The sequence below is a fragment of the Chondromyces crocatus genome (genome assembly GCF_001189295.1).
In the GTDB taxonomy this organism is placed as follows: Bacteria; Myxococcota_A; Polyangia; order Polyangiales; family Polyangiaceae; genus Chondromyces; species Chondromyces crocatus.
In genome coordinates this window covers 4,335,250-4,352,233 of the sequence record NZ_CP012159.1, presented here as the reverse complement: position 1 = coordinate 4,352,233, position 16,984 = coordinate 4,335,250, and the positions used below count along the sequence as shown (strand labels likewise).

The window sequence follows — 16,984 nt, the reverse complement described above, 5'->3', positions numbered from 1 at the left end:
CCCGGGCGCCGGTCAATCCGTTATCTTGGACGAACCGTTCTCGTCGCCTGGTTCGCGAGCTTCCATTCCGTCTGTCGCGGCTTCCGCCTGTCGGGTGATGGGCGCCAGTCCGAGGGGGCGCAGGATCACATCGTCGATGGCATCGAGCATCATCGGTACCTGAGATGCCCTCCCTGACGCTGCGGGCGCGTCGATCTCGTGCGAGGTCGGCCGCAACCGAGCGTCGGCGATGCTTCCTCCCCGCGCCGTCGAGCCGCCAGCCTCACCCTCGCTCGCTACCTTTCGGGAGCCCTCTTCAGCGCGAGCCCTCTTCGCAGACGTGGAGCCTCGGGTCTTGCGGCTCTGCGCATCCTTGCTGCCCTGAGCGGCCTTGCTGCCCTGAGCGGCCTTGCTGCCCTGAGCGGCCTTGCTGCCCTGAGCGGCCTTGCTGCCCTGAGCGGCCTTGCTCCCTCGCGCAGCGGCACGCTCCTGCTTCGCCTTCTCCCCCTTGGTCTCGGGCTTGGCCGCAAGGTGTGCCGGCTTCCCACCCATCGGCGCGTTCTTCGCGATCTCGATGCAAGGGCTGTCCTTGCCGCGAGGGCACGAGATCCGCACGTGCAGATGATCATCGTGCGCCTCGGCGCCCGTCGGCTGCATCATCGACAGCTGCGCCCGCGTCACGATCTCTCGCGACACGCCACGCCGCTTCGCCTCGGCGATCAGGGCCTGACGCACCGGATCGGCGACGAAAATGTGGCTCACCCGCGCCTTCGGATCCGTCAGGAGGTGCTGGATCAGCAGCCAGCTGCGGGCCACGTCGAGGCGTGCGCCTTGCACGTTGAGGGCACGCAGATCGGAGCCGAACTGGATGAAACGCGGGGCGTGGACCTGTCGACCCTTCGCATCCACGGCGTAAAGACCGATATCCGCGTCACGTCCGCTCTCGTGAGAGCCGTGCCCCGGCACGTCCCCCCCACCTTTGCGGGAGAGATCGCCGACATCGAGCACGGATCCCGGGTAGCGCTTCGCCACCTCACGGGCCGCGCGCTCGATGGCGTGCACCAGCTCCGGCATGCCCCAGCGCACATCGTTGTGGGCATAGGCAGGCACGACCCGGATGTCCTTCCGCGCCGTATCGAGCCGGATTCCCCCATCCAGGTGCCCAGCGTTCGGATACCCGATGGACTGCGCCTTCACGGGCGCCAGCTTCGCTTTCCTGACCTCTGCCTTGCTGGCGTCGGGCTTCGCTGCCCCCTTCGCGCCGGTCGCGGGCTTCGCCCCCTCAGCCTTCGTGGGGAGGGCGACCTTCCCTTCACCCGAGGCGGGCTTCGAGGTCGCCCCCTGCCGGGCCCTGGCGGCCTCCGGCTTGGCGCTCGCCTGCGCGCTGCGAGGCTTGCTCGTCCCGGCCGATGCCTTCCCTCGCCCATCACTCTTGCTTGCGACCGAGACCTCTTTCCCCTGTCCAGGTGCTGCCGCCGCTGATCGCGTGCCAGGCCCGAGGAGGGCTGCGCTCAGACATACAACTAGGATGGATCGGTACACACCTTGTGGGATATCCTCCCCTCCCCAGGTGGGCCAAGAACTCAGAGCCGTCTGTTCAGACGCTGCGAGGGCACTCACGAGCTGACCTGTCCTCGGTGCGGAGCGCCACACTGGCCTGCAAGAGATCACTCCTCGACGGCGTTACACCGTGAGCACGCAGCCGCAGCGCGGAACCGGCCCCCCTCTGGGCGACCGTGGGGAGAACCGCTATGTTCACCAGGTGAATCCCCTGAGACCGCCGTTCGACGTCTGCTGCGGGTGCGGCGAGACGCGCCGCGGGACCACCGGACCGTGTCGTCACTGTGGCGAGCCCGAAATCGCGGTGACGTGGACGCGCAGCGAGGGGGGCCCGAAGTCGGGCGCGGAGAAAGCCGTGAGCTTGCTGACGAGCGCCTTCGTCGTCTCGCCTGCGCTGTTCTGCCTTGGATTCGCGCTCCCTGAACTCGTGATGACGGCGCTCTCCCCTGGTGGCGCTAGTGCGTGGCTCGCCGTGGTGGCGCTCGGAGCCCTCGGGCACCCGTTGTTCCGCTGGACCACGCGCCACATGTTCACGCTGTGGGGGAAGCGCTGGCAGTTCATCGCACGAGATGGGACAAGATGGGGGACGGTGCATGCCCTGTTCGGCTGGTACGTCGCAGGTGACGGCGTCTGCCTCACCGCCTTCACGTCGACCGAGGCTGGCCGCACCCCCCTGAGCTCCCTGGACGCGCTCGGCGCGGGTGCTGGAGCGGTCGCCTCCTACCTGTCGAAGCTGCGCAGCGGCCGCGAACAGGGCGCTTTGCGGGCGTTCGACGCGTTGATGCTCGCCACCATGGCGGGGTTGGCGGCCCGAGGCACCGCGACCATCAGCCGCGCGCGCCAGCTCCGCTGGCGCAAGGAGTGGCTGCGCAAGCCTTGCAGTGAGAAGCCGGAGCTGACGTTCACCATCGAGCGCTGTCGCGAGGGCGAGGACGGCGGCGAAGTGGAGCGCAAGCTCCTGACCGCCCTCCAGGCAGCGGAGGAGCGCTTGCAGCCTCCCCTCGTGGATCAGGATCAGCCGCAGAGCTACCGGGAGCCAGCCCTCCTCCCCCAGCGCATCGTGCGACTCCGTCTCGACGCCGAGCTACTGGAGCCCGCGTTCGCAGCCGCATCCTCCGTTCTGGAGGGTCCAGCCGTCGGTGGCGCTCCCATCGCGGTCGCCGCAGCCATCCATGACTTCGGCACCCGCGACCCCGAGCGCATGACCTACCTCTGCGGGTTGTTTGCGACGCACCAGGCCCCGTGAACCATGAGGCGCGACCAGGTGGTACGCCTTGTCGATCGGACGGCGGAGGGGCTGGCAGGGGCTCAGCCCGGCTTCTTCCGGGGGCGCGGAATGCCGTAGGCCGTCAGTCGTGCCACGAAGGTGCGGCGTGGCATCCCCAGCAACGCGGCGGCCTGAGTCTGATTGCCCGCACACTTCTCCAGCGCGTCGAGGATACGTCGCCGCTCGAGATCGCTGAGCTGGGCCCGCAGATCACCCGCGCTCCCGTCTCCATCGCCGGCCGAGCCGCCAGCATCCGACGACCCTTCCGGGATGCCAGGGACCGTTGGCGACACGGGTGCCGGAGCGGGAGTGACGGCCGCCCCGCTGTCGAGCAAGAGGTGCTCGGAGAGCACTGTATCGCCTCCGCTCAGCACCACCGCCCGATCGATGACGTTCCGGAGCTCGCGGACGTTCCCGGGCCACCGGTGCCCCTTCAGCGCTGCGATCGTCTCCGCGGCCACATCGGGCGCCTCCCGCCCCAGCGCGCTCGCCGCACGCCCCACGAACGTCCGCACGAGCGGCTCGATCTCATTGAGACGCGCTCGCAAGGGGGGGATCGTGAGCGCGATCCCGTTGAGCCTGAAGAAGAGGTCTTCCCTGAACGCTCCCTTCTTCACCTCATGGGCCAGATCGCGGTTCGTCGCCGAGACGAACCGCACATCGATCGGCCTGGGGCTGAGCCCTCCCACCCGCGTGACCTGACGATCCTCCAGCACACGCAGCAGCTTCACCTGGATGCTCGCGGGCAGCTCCCCCACTTCATCCAGGAAGACCGTACCCTTCTCCGCCGTCTCCAGCAGACCAGGCTTCGATCGCACCGCGCTCGTGAACGCCCCCTTCTCGTGCCCGAACAGCTCGCTCTCCAGGAGTGACTCGGAGAGCGCTGCGCAGTTGAGCCGCAGGAACGGGCCAGCCGCGCGGGGAGACGAGCGATGCACGTGCTCCGCCAAGACCTCCTTGCCGCTCCCCGTCTCGCCGAGCAGAAGGACGCTCAAGGGCGCGCTCGCCACACGCTCTGCCAGCGCGTAGAGCTTCACCATTGCCTCGTCGCGCACGATGGGCTCCCACTTCCCATCGCCGCTGGACGTCACACTCCGCGGCTCGCGTCGCCGGACCACCACCAGCGTCGAGCCGAGGTTGATCGGGTCACCCAGCTTGAACTCCACCGCCGTCCCACGCTGGATACGCGTGTCGAGCAGCTTGGCGGTCTCCTGAGCGTCGAGCTCCCGACGGAGCCGCGTCCCGTTCGCGCTGCCCAGGTCCTCGATACGCAGCGGTGGCCCCACATGGATCACGGCGTGCCGCCGTGAGACCGAGCTGTCGTCGATACGAACGTCGTTCTCCTCCGAACGGCCGAGAGACAGCGACCCCTGTGCGGGCAGCGCGTGCCTCGTCACGCCACCTGCGGCGAAGACGGCGATCTCCAGAGGCCCCTGCGTATCATCCCGGGGGTGCATCGGGGTACTCCTACGATCCGTCACGAGGTATGCGCAAGGTGGGCGAGGGGCGACTGCCCTGACCGCACCGCGTCAGCCAGGTAGCAGTCAGGTAGACAGATGTGGCATGAAGCGCACGCAGGGGTCTGAGCCGTCCCCTAGGAGATGACGATCATTGCCGAGGCAGGCAGCGACGGCGGCGCGTCGGCGTCGATGTCACCCGACTCTGGATCCACGTCTTCGACCATGCGCCGGGCTCGGAAGTACTTCCGGATCGCCTCCTCTTGCTCCAGCACTGGCCCGAGCAGCGCGGTGCGCCCCTCGAGATCGGCGGGACCGCTGCCGGGATGGCGTCCCAGGGTCATGGCCACGGCCTGAAGCAACATCTCCTGGCCGCGCGCCCGAGCGGCGCGGACCAGCCCGAAATCGATGGGCTCTGGACGGGGACCCGTGAAAGCCGCCTGGTACTCCGCAGAGAGTTCCGCGAGACGCTCGGCGTGACGACCCAGACCGAGATCCGCGATGAGAGGCGCCAGATCCCCCCTCAGGCGCGTGGCGATTCGCTGCACCGCCGCAAGCTCGTCCGCGTAGTTCATCGACGCGACCGCCGCCACGCCCATCGGGAAGAGAGCTTGCAACAGCTCCCCGACCTTCTCGATGGTGCCGTCCCCAGGCCGCGCCACGGCAGCCTGAGATTCGGCGCCATCGCGCAGCGCCACCAGCGTGCGGTCGACCACCGCATCGATCCGCTGCACCGGGTCACCGACCTGCCCCAGCTGTCTCGCTGCCCAGCGAGCGTCGAGCTGGCGCGTCACCCGATCATGCTCCAGGGCACGCTGCGCGTGCGCCGAGAGCTCCGGGAACGCTCGCTCGTTCGCGCGACGCTCGACCTGCTGCATCGCCCAGAGTCGGCGGCCCGTGGGAAACACGTGGAGCTGGATCAACGAACCGAGCGAGATGTCCATGAGAAGGCTCCTCTCTGAACGAGCCCCACGTCTATACCGTGGTCGCCGCGGAACGCGAAGGTGGCCGCGAGGGTGCGCCGGTCGACACCGTCGAGGCGAGACCGTCATCGACGACACAGCCGCACTGCGCCGCAGCACATGACGCACCGAGCTACACCGACGCTTCCCAGCCTCGACTTCTCGAACCGAACGGCGCCATCGTCGCAGCGAGCTGTAGCACCAGCATGCCTCGATTTCTCCGTTGAAGCAGGGAGCCAACGGTTCGATTCACTATTGATGAGGTGGCAGAGTGCCGCGGTGGTGATGGAGTCTTCACCAGGAAGAGTGCCTCCAGTGGTAGCCTGCGGGCCTTCCTAGACGAAACGAAATGAGGGACTACATGCGCCGACTGCTCTTCGTTACGCCGCTCACCGCTCTGTCCATGTTGCTCGCGACGAGCACTTCATCCGCCACCGAGTGGCATGTCGCGAAGGACACGGGGACGGCTCTCAGGGCAGGACGGCCACGCGACGTGGCTCGCGCATACCTCACGAACGCCACCAAGGAGCTCGATCTGGTGGGCGTGGATCTCGCGTTCAGCAAGGATCTCCCGGCGGCCTCCCACCACACCGTGCGCTTCGAGCAGACCCACGCTGGGCTGCCGGTCATCGGCGGGTCCGCGGCGCTGCGTCTCGGCGCGGATGGTCGCCCCCTGGTCGCGGCGCTCGACATCGCGCGTGGCATCTCCGTGGACCCGCGCCCCAGCATCGACGAGGCCACCGCAATCTCTCTGGCCCTCGAAGCGCTGGGCGAACCGATCCACCTGGCGCCCGGCGTGAAGCTCGCCGTCCAGCCGCAGAAGGATGGCCCTGGTCGCCTCGTCTACCTCGTCGGCGTTCTACAAGGCTCCAGCCGCGAGCGGATGTACATCATCGACGCACACCAAGCCGAGGTGGTCCGCTGGTACCCGACCGCCCACCACGCGCTCGGCCGCGTGTATCCCATCAATCCCATATCGACGCCGAACACCCAGGACCTCACGCTTTCTCTCCTGGATACCTCGAACCCCCAGCGTCTCAACGGATGGAATGGGAACCTGGCGGTCGCCAACTACTCCGGCGGGAGCCCCTCCAACGGCACCATGACCGCAACCCAGACGCTGGGGCCCAACTCGGGGGCCGACTTCCTCTACGATCCTCCGAACGATCCCCAGTCGTCGACGGATGCCTTCGCGCAGGTGAACACCTTCTATCACCTCACCCGCGCACGGCAGTTCTTCGCGGACCAGCTCGGGGTCAACATGTCCCCCTCGTCGTGGCGCGTTTACGCCATCGCCAACGTGTTGGAGGACAACGCCTACTACTTCGAGAATGCCTTCTTCTCCAGCCAGGGGTTCAACGGCTGGCCCAACCTGATCGCCCTGGGACAGGCCTCGAATGTCGACTTCGCCGTGGACTCGGACGTCTTCATTCACGAATTCGGCCACTACGTGACCCACAATGCCATCGATTACAATGGCAGCCAGATTGCATTCCACCCTCAGTATGGGCTGACCCCCTGGAGCGGCAGCATCGACGAGGGCATCTCCGATTACTTCGCCTGTTCCATCAACGGGGACAAGGTCCTCGGCGAGGCGTCCCTCGGCAGCTACGCCCGCGACCTGTCCGACACGAGCAAGCGCTGCCCTGACGATACGGTCGGCGAGGTGCATTTCGACGGCGAGATCATCGGCAGCGTGAGCTGGTCCCTCCACTCGGCGTTCGACGCGGCCGTGGCCGATCAGCTCGTGTGGGGCGCCATCTCCTTGCTCAACCATGGCTCGAGCTTCAGCGACTTCGCACGGGGCCTCAAGGTGACAGGGGAAAACCTGCGGACGGCCGGCAAGCTCACCTCGCAGGACCTGCTCCAGATGGACGAGATCCTCCGCGCACGCGGACTCGACGACTGTGATCACGAGATGGAGATCGGCCAGAACAAGCCGCGCACCTTCCAGAGCATGGGGCTCAACTTCTTCGGCAGCATGATCGGCTACAGCTGCTTCGACCTCCAGGGTTACATCGGCCTGCACAGCCTCTTCCACTTCAAGGTCAAGCCCATCCCGGTCGACAAGAGCCTCAAGGTCATGGTCGATTTCCAGACCATGGGCGGTGGAAGCCCCAACTACAGCATCCACGTCCAGACCGATTCCCCCGTCTCCATCAGCGATCAGTCCCTCAGGCCGCAAAATGCGACCTGGAAGCTCGAGAACATCAACTCGAGCTACGGAGAGCTGGTCATCGACGAGAACAGCAATCCCCCGTTCGATCCCGCCAAGACCTATTACATCGTGATCGGGGACGACAGCTGCCCGAGTTCGAGGGTCACCGTGTCGACCAACATCGGTTTCGTGATCCCAGCCACGACCTCCAGCTCCAGCAGCGGCGGTGGCCAGGGCGGCGAGGGCGGCGAGGGCGGCGCCGGCGGTGAAGGCAACAATGGCAACACCGGCAAGGGCGAAGGCGGGAGCGCGGACAGCGGCGGTCTCTGCGCCTATCAGGTCGGCAGCGCCGGCTCCCTCACCGCCTGGGCCGGGCTGTCGACGCTCGGCCTCGCGATCGCGGCCCTTCGCCGCGCGCGCCGCCGCCGTCACGTCGAGCGCTGAGCGAGAAGCAGCGCGAACCACGCGCCTCCGAGGGGTCGATGGTCAGCGGACGCTGAACCGCGCCACGGCCCCTTGCACCGGAGAGGCAGCGTCGCTCGGTCTCACCATCACCTCATGATCCCCTGGCGCGGCCGGGATGGAGGCCCGGAACGGGTGGCGTGAACGCGCCACCACGGCCCCATCGATCAGGAACTCGACCTCGCGCACCCCTGCCTCCTTCACGGCGTCTCTGGCCAGCGAAGCGGAGAGCTGCACCACCTGCGCCCCCGCATCGCTCCGGCGAGAGCGAACGAAGACGGCCCCCGCCACGGGGCTGTCGAGCTGCAGCGCCGCGGGTCCCTGCAGCGAGGCCCTGGCAAACCCCGTGACGTCCCGCTGCGCGAACCAGGGCACGCCGAGCGGATCCTTCCCGGGAGCGCCCTCGGGCTGGCTCGCGAGCCACCCTTCGTAGACGTCCGGAAGGGCTGCGATCACCTTCCCGGCGCGCGTCACCACGTGCGCTCGACCGGCCCCGGGCTGCGCGTGCACATGCCACCCGCACGCCTCGTGCGGCGCCGCGCCTCGACGGAAACGACGCGTGGCCCGATCAGGACAGGCGGGCCCTGGGAGCTGCCCCGAAAGAGGACAGACCTCCGCCTCCTCCAGAAGCGCAGCCTCCCACAGAGGGGAACGCACCGGCACATCGGCCATGGCGCGCTTCATCACGTCGGCGAACAGCGGCCCGGCCCCGCTCGCCCCGGTCAGCTCCCGCGTGGGGCTGCCATCCGGGTTCCCCACCCACACCGCCACGGTGCGCTCGCGCGTGTAGCCCACCGCCCAGGTGTCACGATACCCGGAACTCGTCCCCGTCTTCACCGCCACCGGGAAGCCCAAGGTGAAGGGCCCTCGCCCGTGCAGCCCTCGGATCCTGGCCAGTGGATCCGACAGCGCCTCCGTGACCAGCGCGGCAGCAGCCGCATCCAGCACCGGCTCTCCATCCGGCAGCGGCTCGTCCGGCGCGGGCAGCAGCGTGCGCAGCGGGATCCGACGGCCCCCTCGGCTCAGCGCCACGTACGCCTCGGCCAGCTCCCACAGCGTCACCTCCCCGCTCCCCAGGGCAAGCGAGAGCCCGTAGTGCCCCGCCTCCCGCGTCAAACTCACGAAGCCGACCTGCCGCAGCGACGCGAGCAGTGGCCCTGGTCCGAGCTCCGCCGCCAGGCGCACCGCTGGCACGTTGAGACTCCCGGCCAGCGCCTCGCGGGCGCTGATCGGCCCCTCGAAGGTGCCGTCGAAATTCCCTGGCGCGTAGACACCGCTCGCCTCGGGGAACGACGTCGGCACGTCCGGCAAGGGCTCGGCCCCCGTCCGCCCCCCGGCAAAGGCGAGCGCATAGACGAACGGCTTCAGCGCCGACCCCGGCTGCCGCCGCGCCCGCGCCAGATCCACCTGCCCCGCGCGCCGCTCATCGTGGAAGTCCGCGCTCCCCACGTGGGCCAGCACCTCGCCCCGCGCCCCATCGATCACCAGCACGGCCGCGCTCGTGGCGCCGAACCCGGCGAGTGCCGCGAGGTGCGTCCGCGTGAGCCCTTCGACATCGCGCTGGAGATCCAGATCGAGCGTCGTGGTCGAGACGCCGCTCTCCGGCAGACGCCCGTCGGCGAGCAGCGCCTGAACGAAGTGGGGTGCCAGGAAGGGGCGCTGCAGCCCCCGAGGCGTCACCACCTCCTGCATCGCGCGCGCGTGATCGGCCTCCCCCATCAGCCCGTGGCTGCGCAGCGCATCCAGCAGCGCACGTTGCCGGAGCAGCACACGCTCCGGGTGCGCGTGCGGATCGAGCGCCGAGGGGGCGCGCGGGATCACCGCCAGGTAGGCGGCCTGGGCCCAGGACAGCGCGCTGGCCCCGACACCGAAGTAGCCACGCGCTGCTGCCTCGGGCCCCGTGAGCCCATGACCGTAGCTGAGGCGGTTCAGGTAGGCCTCGAGGATCGTCCGCTTGTCCACCGTGCGCTCCAGGTTCTGCGCGCGGGCCGCCTCCTCGATCTTCACCCCCAGCGTCCGCTTCCGTCTCCCCGCCTCCCCCCCGGCGGCCGCGTCGTGGCCCTCCGAAGGCACCACCCCGCTCACCTCGGCCAGCGCCGCAGCGTCGAGCAGCTTCACGAGCTGCTGGGTGATCGTGCTCGCTCCCGACACGAGCCGCCCATGGCGCACGTTCTGACCGAGCGCCCGGAGGATCGCGGCCGGGTCCACCCCCTCGTGCGTGAAGAACCCACGGTCCTCGCTGACCAGCGTGGCGAGAACCACCCGATCACCGAGCGCCTCCAGAGGCAGACTTCGACCCCGGTGACCCGCCTCCGAGGGGATCTCCCGCAGCGCACGCCCCTTCCTGTCGACCACGACACGCCCCTCGTGCCAGTGGTCGTCGAGGTGTGCCGACGGCTCGCCGACCGCCCCCCGGTACGTGCTCCAGGTGACGCCAACCCCCCCTGCGACGAGCGCGGCCAGGGCGGCAGCCCTTACCAGGAGAAGGCGGGAATTGCGGGGGGAACGTCCGCTGGGAAGCGTCGAGCGCATGGGGCACCAAAGAAACGACCCCGCACCAGCAGGATATTCCAGGCAGACGGCCTGGCGCCGATCCTCGCGCGACCACGGTCACCGAGAGCGCAGACGGCGCACGACAGAGCCCGAGCAAGTGTTACCCTCCCCCGCGAGGAGGTCTGCCCTTCATGGCCCCTGACCGGAGCCCCACGCTCGAAGATCTGATCGCCGCCATCCACAGCGATCCCCCCCACGGGATGATCGCCAGCGTGCACAGCGCTCACGTGAACCAGCTGCGCACGCAGTGGGGCCCCTGGCAACCGGACAACCCGCTGCCGTCCATCTACGGACTCGGCATCGGCCGTGCCATCCGGCGCTTCACGCTCCTCACCTGGCCCGAGACCCACCGCGACACCCTCACCCGGTACATCCTCGATCCGAGCGACGAAGAGCTGACGTACGTCAGCCAGTGGGATCACAAGTCCACCTTCCGGCGCCGCTTCGGCAGCTGGACGTACGACGCCGCGAGCGATCGCTCCTACCGCTTCGACCTCTGGTCCAACCTGCACCTCGGCTACGTCGGCAAGGCGTCTGGCTTCCCCGAGCGTCTGCTCCGCTCGGGCGCGGGCGCAACGCACCTCATCACCGGCAAGATCCCGCCCGGCTACCTCGAGCGCCTCGCCGAGCGCTTGCTCGAACTCGAGCTGTTCCCCGCGCTCGACGACCCGGCCGATCAGAACGCGATCGATCTCGGTGTCACGCTGTGGAAGCGCCATGGCGCGAACCTCACCCAGGGCCAGCTCCTGGAGGCCGCACGGATGGCGACCGGGCTCGCGACGCACGCGGGACGACCTTCACCCGACGCGCCTTGATGTCCGCCGCCCCCGTGGACGCCCTGCGTCACGCGCTCGGTCGCGTGATGCACGGCAAGGCCGACGTGATCGAGCTGCTCCTCGTCGCCGTGCTCGGTGGCGGCCACGTCCTCGTCGAGGACGTCCCCGGCGTCGGCAAGACCACCCTCGCCAAGGCCCTCGCCCGCGCCTTCCGCGCCACGTTCACGCGCGTCCAGTTCACCCCTGATCTGCTCCCCTCCGACATCCTCGGCGCCCAGGTCCTGCACCCCAAGGAAGGCACCTTCTCGTTCCATCGCGGCCCCGTCTTCACGCACGTCCTGCTCGCCGACGAGATCAACCGCGCCTCCCCGCGCACCCAGTCGGCCTTGCTCGAAGCCATGAGCGAAGCCCAGGCCACCGTCGACGGCGTGACCCACCCCCTTCCTCGCCCCTTCCTGGTCATCGCCACCCAGAACCCCGTCGACTACCAGGGCACCTACCCCCTGCCGGAAGCGCAGCTCGATCGGTTCCTCCTGCGGATCGGCGTCGGCTACCCCTCCCCGGAGGACGAGCTGCGCATGATCTACGCCCGGCAGCACCAGGATCCCCTGACCACCGTGGAGCCCGTGGCCAGCACCGACGACCTCCTCGCCCTGCAGACCGAGGTCCGCGAGGTCGAGATGAAGGAATCCGTGGGGCGCTACCTCCTCTCCGTGGTCACCGCCACCCGCGAGCACCCCTCCCTGGCGCTCGGCGTCAGCCCCCGCGGCGCCCTGGCCCTCTTCCGCGCCGCCCAGGCCCGCGCCTACCTCGCTGGCAGGCGCTACATCAGCCCGGACGACGTCCAGGCCCTCACCGTCCCCGTCCTGGCCCATCGCCTCACCCTCACCACCCAGGCGCGCTACGGAGGGCTCACCGGCGCCGCCGTCGCCGAGCAGATCGTCGAGGCCACCGCCATCCCGACGTGACGTGAAGATCAACTTCGCCAAGCTCAACCACGCCCTCATCCCGACCACCAAGGAGGGGCGTGATCGCTTCCGCCGGAGCCTCCTCGGCCGCGCGGTGGTCCCCTTCGCCGCGCTGTACAACGCCCTCACCGACGAGGGGCGCATCCTCGCCCTCGTCTCTTTTCTCGTCGGCGGCCTCGGCCTCGAGGTGCAGTCCACCGAGGCGCACCTCGTCTGGTGCGGCCTCACCGCCCTGCTCTTCGGCTCCATCTTCGCGCAGCGCCACTACCGGCTCGACGCCTTCCGCGTCGAGGTCCTCTCCGCGCCGCGCGTCTCCGTGGGCGAAGAGATCCTCTTCACGGTGATGCTCCGCAACCAGGGCCCGCGCGACGCCCACGCCTTGCGCCTCGTGGGCCCCTTCCTCCCCTGGGACGGACGCTGGATCGGCACCGCCCCCCGCGTCCCGCGCGTTCCGGCAGGCGGAAGCGCGCGCCTCGAGGTGCGCGCACGCTTCATCGAGCGCGGCGAGCATCACCTCGACCCCTTCGAGGTCGCCGCCCTGGCCCCCCTCGGCCTGTCACAAGGTAGCCCCGTCGCCTCCGCCGGCACACGCTTCCTCGTCGTCCCTCGCATCGCGCGGGTCCAGCGCCTCTCGCTGCCCCTCGGCCAGCGCCACCAGCCTGGCGGCGTCTCGCTCGCCTCGAAGACCGGCGAGTCCATGGACCTGCTCGGCGTGAGACCGTACCGCCCTGGCGATCCCGTACGCCAGCTCCACGCGCGCAGCTCGGCGCGGACTGGCACCCCGATCGTCCGCGAGTACCAGGAAGAGCACTTCACCCGCGTCGGCGTCCTCGTCGACCCGGCCGACGCCGACCCCGAGCAGCTCGAAGCGCTGCTCTCGCTCACCGCGGGCGTGGTCGCGCATCTGAGCCGAGGAGAAGCCCTCATCGATCTCCTCGTCGTCGGCGACCAGGTGCATGACATGACCCTGGGCCGCCACCTCGGCTTCCTCGAACAAGCCCTGGATCTCCTGGCGTGCGTCCCCTCCACCGCGGCCACGCGCCCGACCGCCATCGACACGCTCCTCGCCCGCCTCTCCCCTCACCTCGCGAACCTCTCTTGCCTCGTCCTCGTCACTGCCACCCAACGTGGAAGCGCCCTCGCCGCGTCCCTCCATCGCACCGGCGTCCGTTGCCGGACCTTCCTCGTCGTCCGTGAACCGCGTCGAACTCCTCAGCAGAGCCCCCGACCCGCTCGACACACCGCCGCGCACGCTGCCGGCAATCCGGACGAGTCGGAGATCTCCCTTCGCGCGGTGAACGAAGAGGCGCTCTTCCTGTGAACACCGCCGCCCCCCACCCCGCCAGCGCCCCCGCTGCACGCCGCGCCATCGCCGCGGCGCTGCTCCTCGTGGCAGGCGTCCTGGTCCTGGGCCGCGCCCCGCTCGGCGGCGCCCTCGCTGCGCTGAGCACCCTTGGCGCGCTCGCCATCGGCCCCCGCATCACCGCCGGTCCCCTCGCCCAGCGCCTCTTCCTGCTGATCCTCTTCGGCCTGGGCATCGCCACGGCGCTCCACCTCCCGCACGACGCCAGCGACAACGCCCTCGGCCGCTTCTGGCTCGCTGCCACGCTCGGCCTGCTCTTCCCGGCCGCGGGCCGGCTGTGCCTGCACGCCCCCGAGGGAGGCGTCATCGTCACCACCTCCCTCGCCCTGCTCGCGCTCACCACCGCCGGCAAGGCGCCCCTCGGCCCCGCCTACAGCGCGGCCGTCGTCGCCCACCTGCTCCTCGTCCTGCTCGCTCTTCGCGCAGCCGATCCAGGGCGCCCAGCCTGGCGGGAGATCCCCCGGCGCAGCCTCGCCATCGGCGCGGCGCTCCTGCTCCTCGGGGCCTGCGTCGGCGTGGGGCTGTCCCGCCTGCTCCCTCCGCTCGCCGTGTGGTCCCAGGCCCAGCTCCTCGGCACCGACGAGGTCATGACCGGCTTCGGCGAGCGGCTCTGGCTCGGCTCGATGGAGGGCATGCTCCAGTCCGACACCCTCGTCCTGCGCCTCGAAGCGCTCGACCCCTCCTCCCCTACGGAAGGACCCAACGACGCCGAGCCCCGGGACCCCCTGGCCACGATCAGCCACCTCCGCGGCGTCGTCTACGACCACTACGAGCGCGGCCGATGGACCAACGCCACCCGCCTCGACGTCGTCCCTGCCCCCCCTGCCTCGCCGGGCGCGACGCGCACGCTGCGCGCCACCCTCCTTCACGGAAGCCGCGACAGGTACTTCCTGCCCCTTGGCGCGGACCGCATCGCCCCCCGCGACGACGCCGCCACCATCGACCGTTTCGGCGTCCTCCGCCTCCCCATCGGCGACGCGACGGCCGTCGACTTCGACCCGAAGCCCCGCCCCGCTTCTGCCTTGGCATCCCCACCGCCATCAGCCCCTCCCGCTCCTCAGGACCTCGACGTCCCCCCCGAGCTGCGCCCCGACCTGGAGCGCCTCGTCGCTTCCTGGACGAGCGACGCCCAGTCCCCCGCAGCCAAGGTGACCGCCATCGCCGACCACCTCCAGCGCGACTACACCTATTCCCTCTCGTTCACCCGCGCCCAGGGCACCGATCCCCTGCTGGACTTCCTGCTCCGCGGCCGCAGCGGCCACTGCGAGTACTTCGCCACCGCGACCGTCTTGCTCACCCGCGTGGCCGGCGTCCCGGCGCGCCTCGTCGTCGGCTACCAGGTCGCCGAACGCAGCCCCCTCGGCGGCCACGCGCTGGTCCGCGAACGCGACGCCCACGCCTGGGCCGAGGTCCACCTCCCGACGCGCGGCTGGATCACCCTCGACGCCACCCCCGCGAGCGCCACCCCGGAGCCCAGGAGCACCCCCTTCTTCGCGGCCCTCCAGGAGCGCCTCGCCTCGGCCTGGGCATCGCTCACCACCGCCCTCACCGACCACCTCGCCTCCACCCTCGCCGGCCTCGCCGCCGTCCTCACCGCGCCCGTCGCCTTCCGGATGCTGCGACGTCTCCGGAAGCCTCCTCGCCCCCGGCCCGCGCTGCGCTCCCCCGAGGAGCCCCCGCCCCCCGAGCTGACGCGCCTCTTCGCTCACCTCGCTTCCCTCACCCAGGGCAGCATCACGCGCGCCCCCACCGAGACCCTGGAGCGCTTCGCACAGCGCCTCGCGAAGGCAGGCCACACCGCCGCGAGCGAAGCCATCACCCGCTACGCCGCGCTGCGCTACGGCGGCATCGGCGAGCAGACCACCGTACTCGCCGCCCTCACGGCCGCGACGACATCGCGCCCACCCGCCTCATCTCACGCCCCGAACCGCCCCGAAGACCGCCCCCTCAAGCCGCCTGCGACTTGAACCCCAGCGCCCGCCCCACATCGCTCGCCATCCCGCGCGCCACGGCCGACACCATCAACCACGGCGTCATCCACCGATCCGGCGGCAGCACCCGCCCCAGGTACATGAAGTACCGCCGCTGGTACTCCGGATCGTTCAGCATCCAGCGCAGCATCGTCCGGATGAACAGCGGCGACGGCCCCTCGAACAGCTCCGTCTTCAGCCGCTGCATCGTCGACCGGAACATCGGCCGCGTCTCCTCGTCGACCTGACGCCGGTAGACCGCGAGCCCCTCCTCCCAGCGCGTGCGCCCCTCGTGCACGGCGACCAGCACCTCCGACAGCCGCTTCGCCCCGATCAGCGCATCGTAGATCCCCTGCCCATCCAGCGGATCCTTGTGGTGGAGCGCGTCCCCCACCAGCACCCAGCCGGCCCCCCCGGCGTCCAGGTACCGGTTCGCGATGCGACTCACCCCGATCAACCCACTCACCCGCTGCGCCTCGGCGAGACGCCGCCGCCCCGTCGCGAACGACCGCACCCGCCGCTCGTAGAACCCCACCGCGTCCCCGTCGAGCTGCACGCGATCGGAGCGGAGCTGCGTCGCCACCACCGTCCGTCCACTGGCCAGCGGGAAGAACATCAACGTCCCCCCTTGCCCACCGCTGACCACGTGGAGCGCGGGCGACCCATCCTCGGTCACGGGCAGCACCCCTTCCCACTCCGCGGAGTACACCGTGCTCGTCTGCTGCGACCGATCCTCGATCACCCGGGCCCCCACCTTGCGCGCCACGCGGCTGTGCCGACCGTCGGCCCCCACCACGCAGATCCTCGCCTGGTAGGTCACCTTGGGCCCACCTCGCTCCGACGCCACGACCCCCGTCACCCGCCCGTCCTCGGCGCGGACCACATCGGACACCGTGACCCCCGAGAGCGCCGTCACCGACGGGTATCGCGCGAGGTTGTCCCAGAGCGCGAGATCGAACCCCCCCCGGTCGACGTAGTAGAAGTACCGCCGCCCGTAGAGCTCCGGGGACACCAGCTGCGCCCTGAAGTGCCCCTCGAACTCGATGAACCCCGTGACCAGCCGCGTGCAGGACCCCTCGTACGTCGACTCATCGATCCCGAGCTCGTCGAGGAGCTGGATCGCCGAGGGGTAGATGACCGGACAGGACGGGACCTCGGGCTGCGATGGAAACGTCGCCTTGTCGACGACGAGCACACGCAACCCGCGCTGTCCGAGCCGCGCGGCCAGGGATGCGCCGGCGGGGCGACCTCCCACGATGATCACGTCGAATGGCTCGATCGGTTCGATCGGATCCGAATCCTGGGCCTGCACGAGAATAACTTAGCCCATCGCGCGACCACGTCGCCATACCGGCCAGGTCGGAATGACGAGGGTACCAGGGCATACACCCCGGCCCAGGTCGGGATGACGCCGTGGAGCTGCTCACGATGACGGCGTGGAGCTGCTCACGATTTCGATGGAGCGAGGCTCCTGGCAGCGCCCGACGGGTCCAGCCGAGCGTCACCGCA

Annotated in this window: 11 protein-coding genes; 6 read left to right on the top strand and 5 right to left on the bottom strand. The window is 69.9% G+C overall.

Features of this window, described 5'->3' with window-relative positions; translation table 11 throughout:
* Positions 1-12: 12 nt before the first annotated feature.
* Positions 13-1,521 (bottom strand): penicillin-insensitive murein endopeptidase, encoded by a 1,509-nt coding sequence (locus CMC5_RS16070; protein ID WP_050431263.1) that lies wholly within the window; start codon positions 1,519-1,521, stop codon positions 13-15.
* 220 nt (positions 1,522-1,741) lie between these two features.
* Here CMC5_RS16070 and CMC5_RS16065 point away from each other — a divergent pair, with 220 nt between their 5' ends.
* Positions 1,742-2,785, top strand: coding sequence for a hypothetical protein (locus CMC5_RS16065; protein ID WP_063796574.1), 1,044 nt, complete (start codon positions 1,742-1,744; stop codon positions 2,783-2,785).
* A gap of 62 nt (positions 2,786-2,847) precedes the next feature.
* On the opposite strand, the gene CMC5_RS16060 is transcribed toward CMC5_RS16065, so the two are convergent.
* Together CMC5_RS16060 and CMC5_RS16055 are read right to left on the bottom strand one after the other, a co-directional pair.
* The gene (locus tag CMC5_RS16060; protein WP_050431261.1) at positions 2,848-4,263 is read right to left on the bottom strand and encodes a sigma-54-dependent Fis family transcriptional regulator; all 1,416 of its coding nucleotides are present in this window, start codon (positions 4,261-4,263) and stop codon (positions 2,848-2,850) included.
* Positions 4,264-4,400: 137 nt separating this feature from the next.
* Positions 4,401-5,207 carry a hypothetical protein gene (locus CMC5_RS16055; RefSeq protein WP_050431260.1) on the bottom strand — a complete coding sequence of 269 codons (807 nt, stop codon included), beginning with the start codon at positions 5,205-5,207 and terminating at the stop codon, positions 4,401-4,403.
* A 511-nt stretch (positions 5,208-5,718) separates the two neighbouring features.
* Between CMC5_RS16055 and CMC5_RS16050 the strand changes: the two genes are divergently transcribed.
* Positions 5,719-7,827, top strand: a complete 2,109-nt coding sequence (locus CMC5_RS16050) for a gluzincin family metallopeptidase (protein ID WP_156338631.1) — start codon at positions 5,719-5,721, stop codon at positions 7,825-7,827.
* A gap of 42 nt (positions 7,828-7,869) precedes the next feature.
* On the opposite strand, the gene pbpC is transcribed toward CMC5_RS16050, so the two are convergent.
* Positions 7,870-10,377 carry a penicillin-binding protein 1C gene (gene pbpC, locus CMC5_RS16045; RefSeq protein ID WP_082362527.1) on the bottom strand — a complete coding sequence of 836 codons (2,508 nt, stop codon included), beginning with the start codon at positions 10,375-10,377 and terminating at the stop codon, positions 7,870-7,872.
* A gap of 152 nt (positions 10,378-10,529) precedes the next feature.
* On the opposite strand from pbpC, the gene CMC5_RS16040 reads away from it, so the two are divergent.
* From CMC5_RS16040 to CMC5_RS16025, 4 genes are read left to right on the top strand one after another with little or no spacing between them, the layout of a single operon-like run.
* A complete protein-coding gene (locus CMC5_RS16040) occupies positions 10,530-11,213 on the top strand; it encodes a polymorphic toxin type 44 domain-containing protein (protein ID WP_050431257.1) in 684 nt (227 codons plus the stop codon).
* Positions 11,213-12,142, top strand: coding sequence for an AAA family ATPase (locus CMC5_RS16035; protein ID WP_050431256.1), 930 nt, complete (start codon positions 11,213-11,215; stop codon positions 12,140-12,142). Before CMC5_RS16040 ends, CMC5_RS16035 begins: the two co-directional genes overlap by 1 nt.
* Position 12,143: 1 nt before the next feature.
* Entirely contained in the window at positions 12,144-13,463 is a 1,320-nt protein-coding gene (locus CMC5_RS16030; RefSeq protein ID WP_050431255.1) for a DUF58 domain-containing protein, read from the top strand.
* Positions 13,460-15,472, top strand: a complete 2,013-nt coding sequence (locus tag CMC5_RS16025; RefSeq protein WP_050431254.1) for a transglutaminase-like domain-containing protein — start codon at positions 13,460-13,462, stop codon at positions 15,470-15,472. The genes CMC5_RS16030 and CMC5_RS16025 overlap by 4 nt, the downstream gene beginning before the upstream one ends.
* On the opposite strand, the gene CMC5_RS16020 is transcribed toward CMC5_RS16025, so the two are convergent.
* The gene (locus tag CMC5_RS16020) at positions 15,453-16,787 is read right to left on the bottom strand and encodes an NAD(P)/FAD-dependent oxidoreductase (RefSeq protein ID WP_050431253.1); all 1,335 of its coding nucleotides are present in this window, start codon (positions 16,785-16,787) and stop codon (positions 15,453-15,455) included. The genes CMC5_RS16025 and CMC5_RS16020 overlap by 20 nt on opposite strands.
* Positions 16,788-16,984: the final 197 nt, after the last annotated feature.

What these genes read in the sequence shown, in the direction of transcription:
- CMC5_RS16035 (WP_050431256.1), top strand. Translation starts at nt 11,213, where the DNA reads ATGTCCGCCGCCCCCGTGGACGCCCTGCGTCACGCGCTCGGTCGCGTG.
- pbpC (WP_082362527.1), bottom strand. Translation starts at nt 10,377, where the DNA reads ATGCGCTCGACGCTTCCCAGCGGACGTTCCCCCCGCAATTCCCGCCTT.
- CMC5_RS16055 (WP_050431260.1), bottom strand. Translation starts at nt 5,207, where the DNA reads ATGGACATCTCGCTCGGTTCGTTGATCCAGCTCCACGTGTTTCCCACG.
- CMC5_RS16060 (WP_050431261.1), bottom strand. Translation starts at nt 4,263, where the DNA reads ATGCACCCCCGGGATGATACGCAGGGGCCTCTGGAGATCGCCGTCTTC.
- CMC5_RS16040 (WP_050431257.1), top strand. Translation starts at nt 10,530, where the DNA reads ATGGCCCCTGACCGGAGCCCCACGCTCGAAGATCTGATCGCCGCCATC.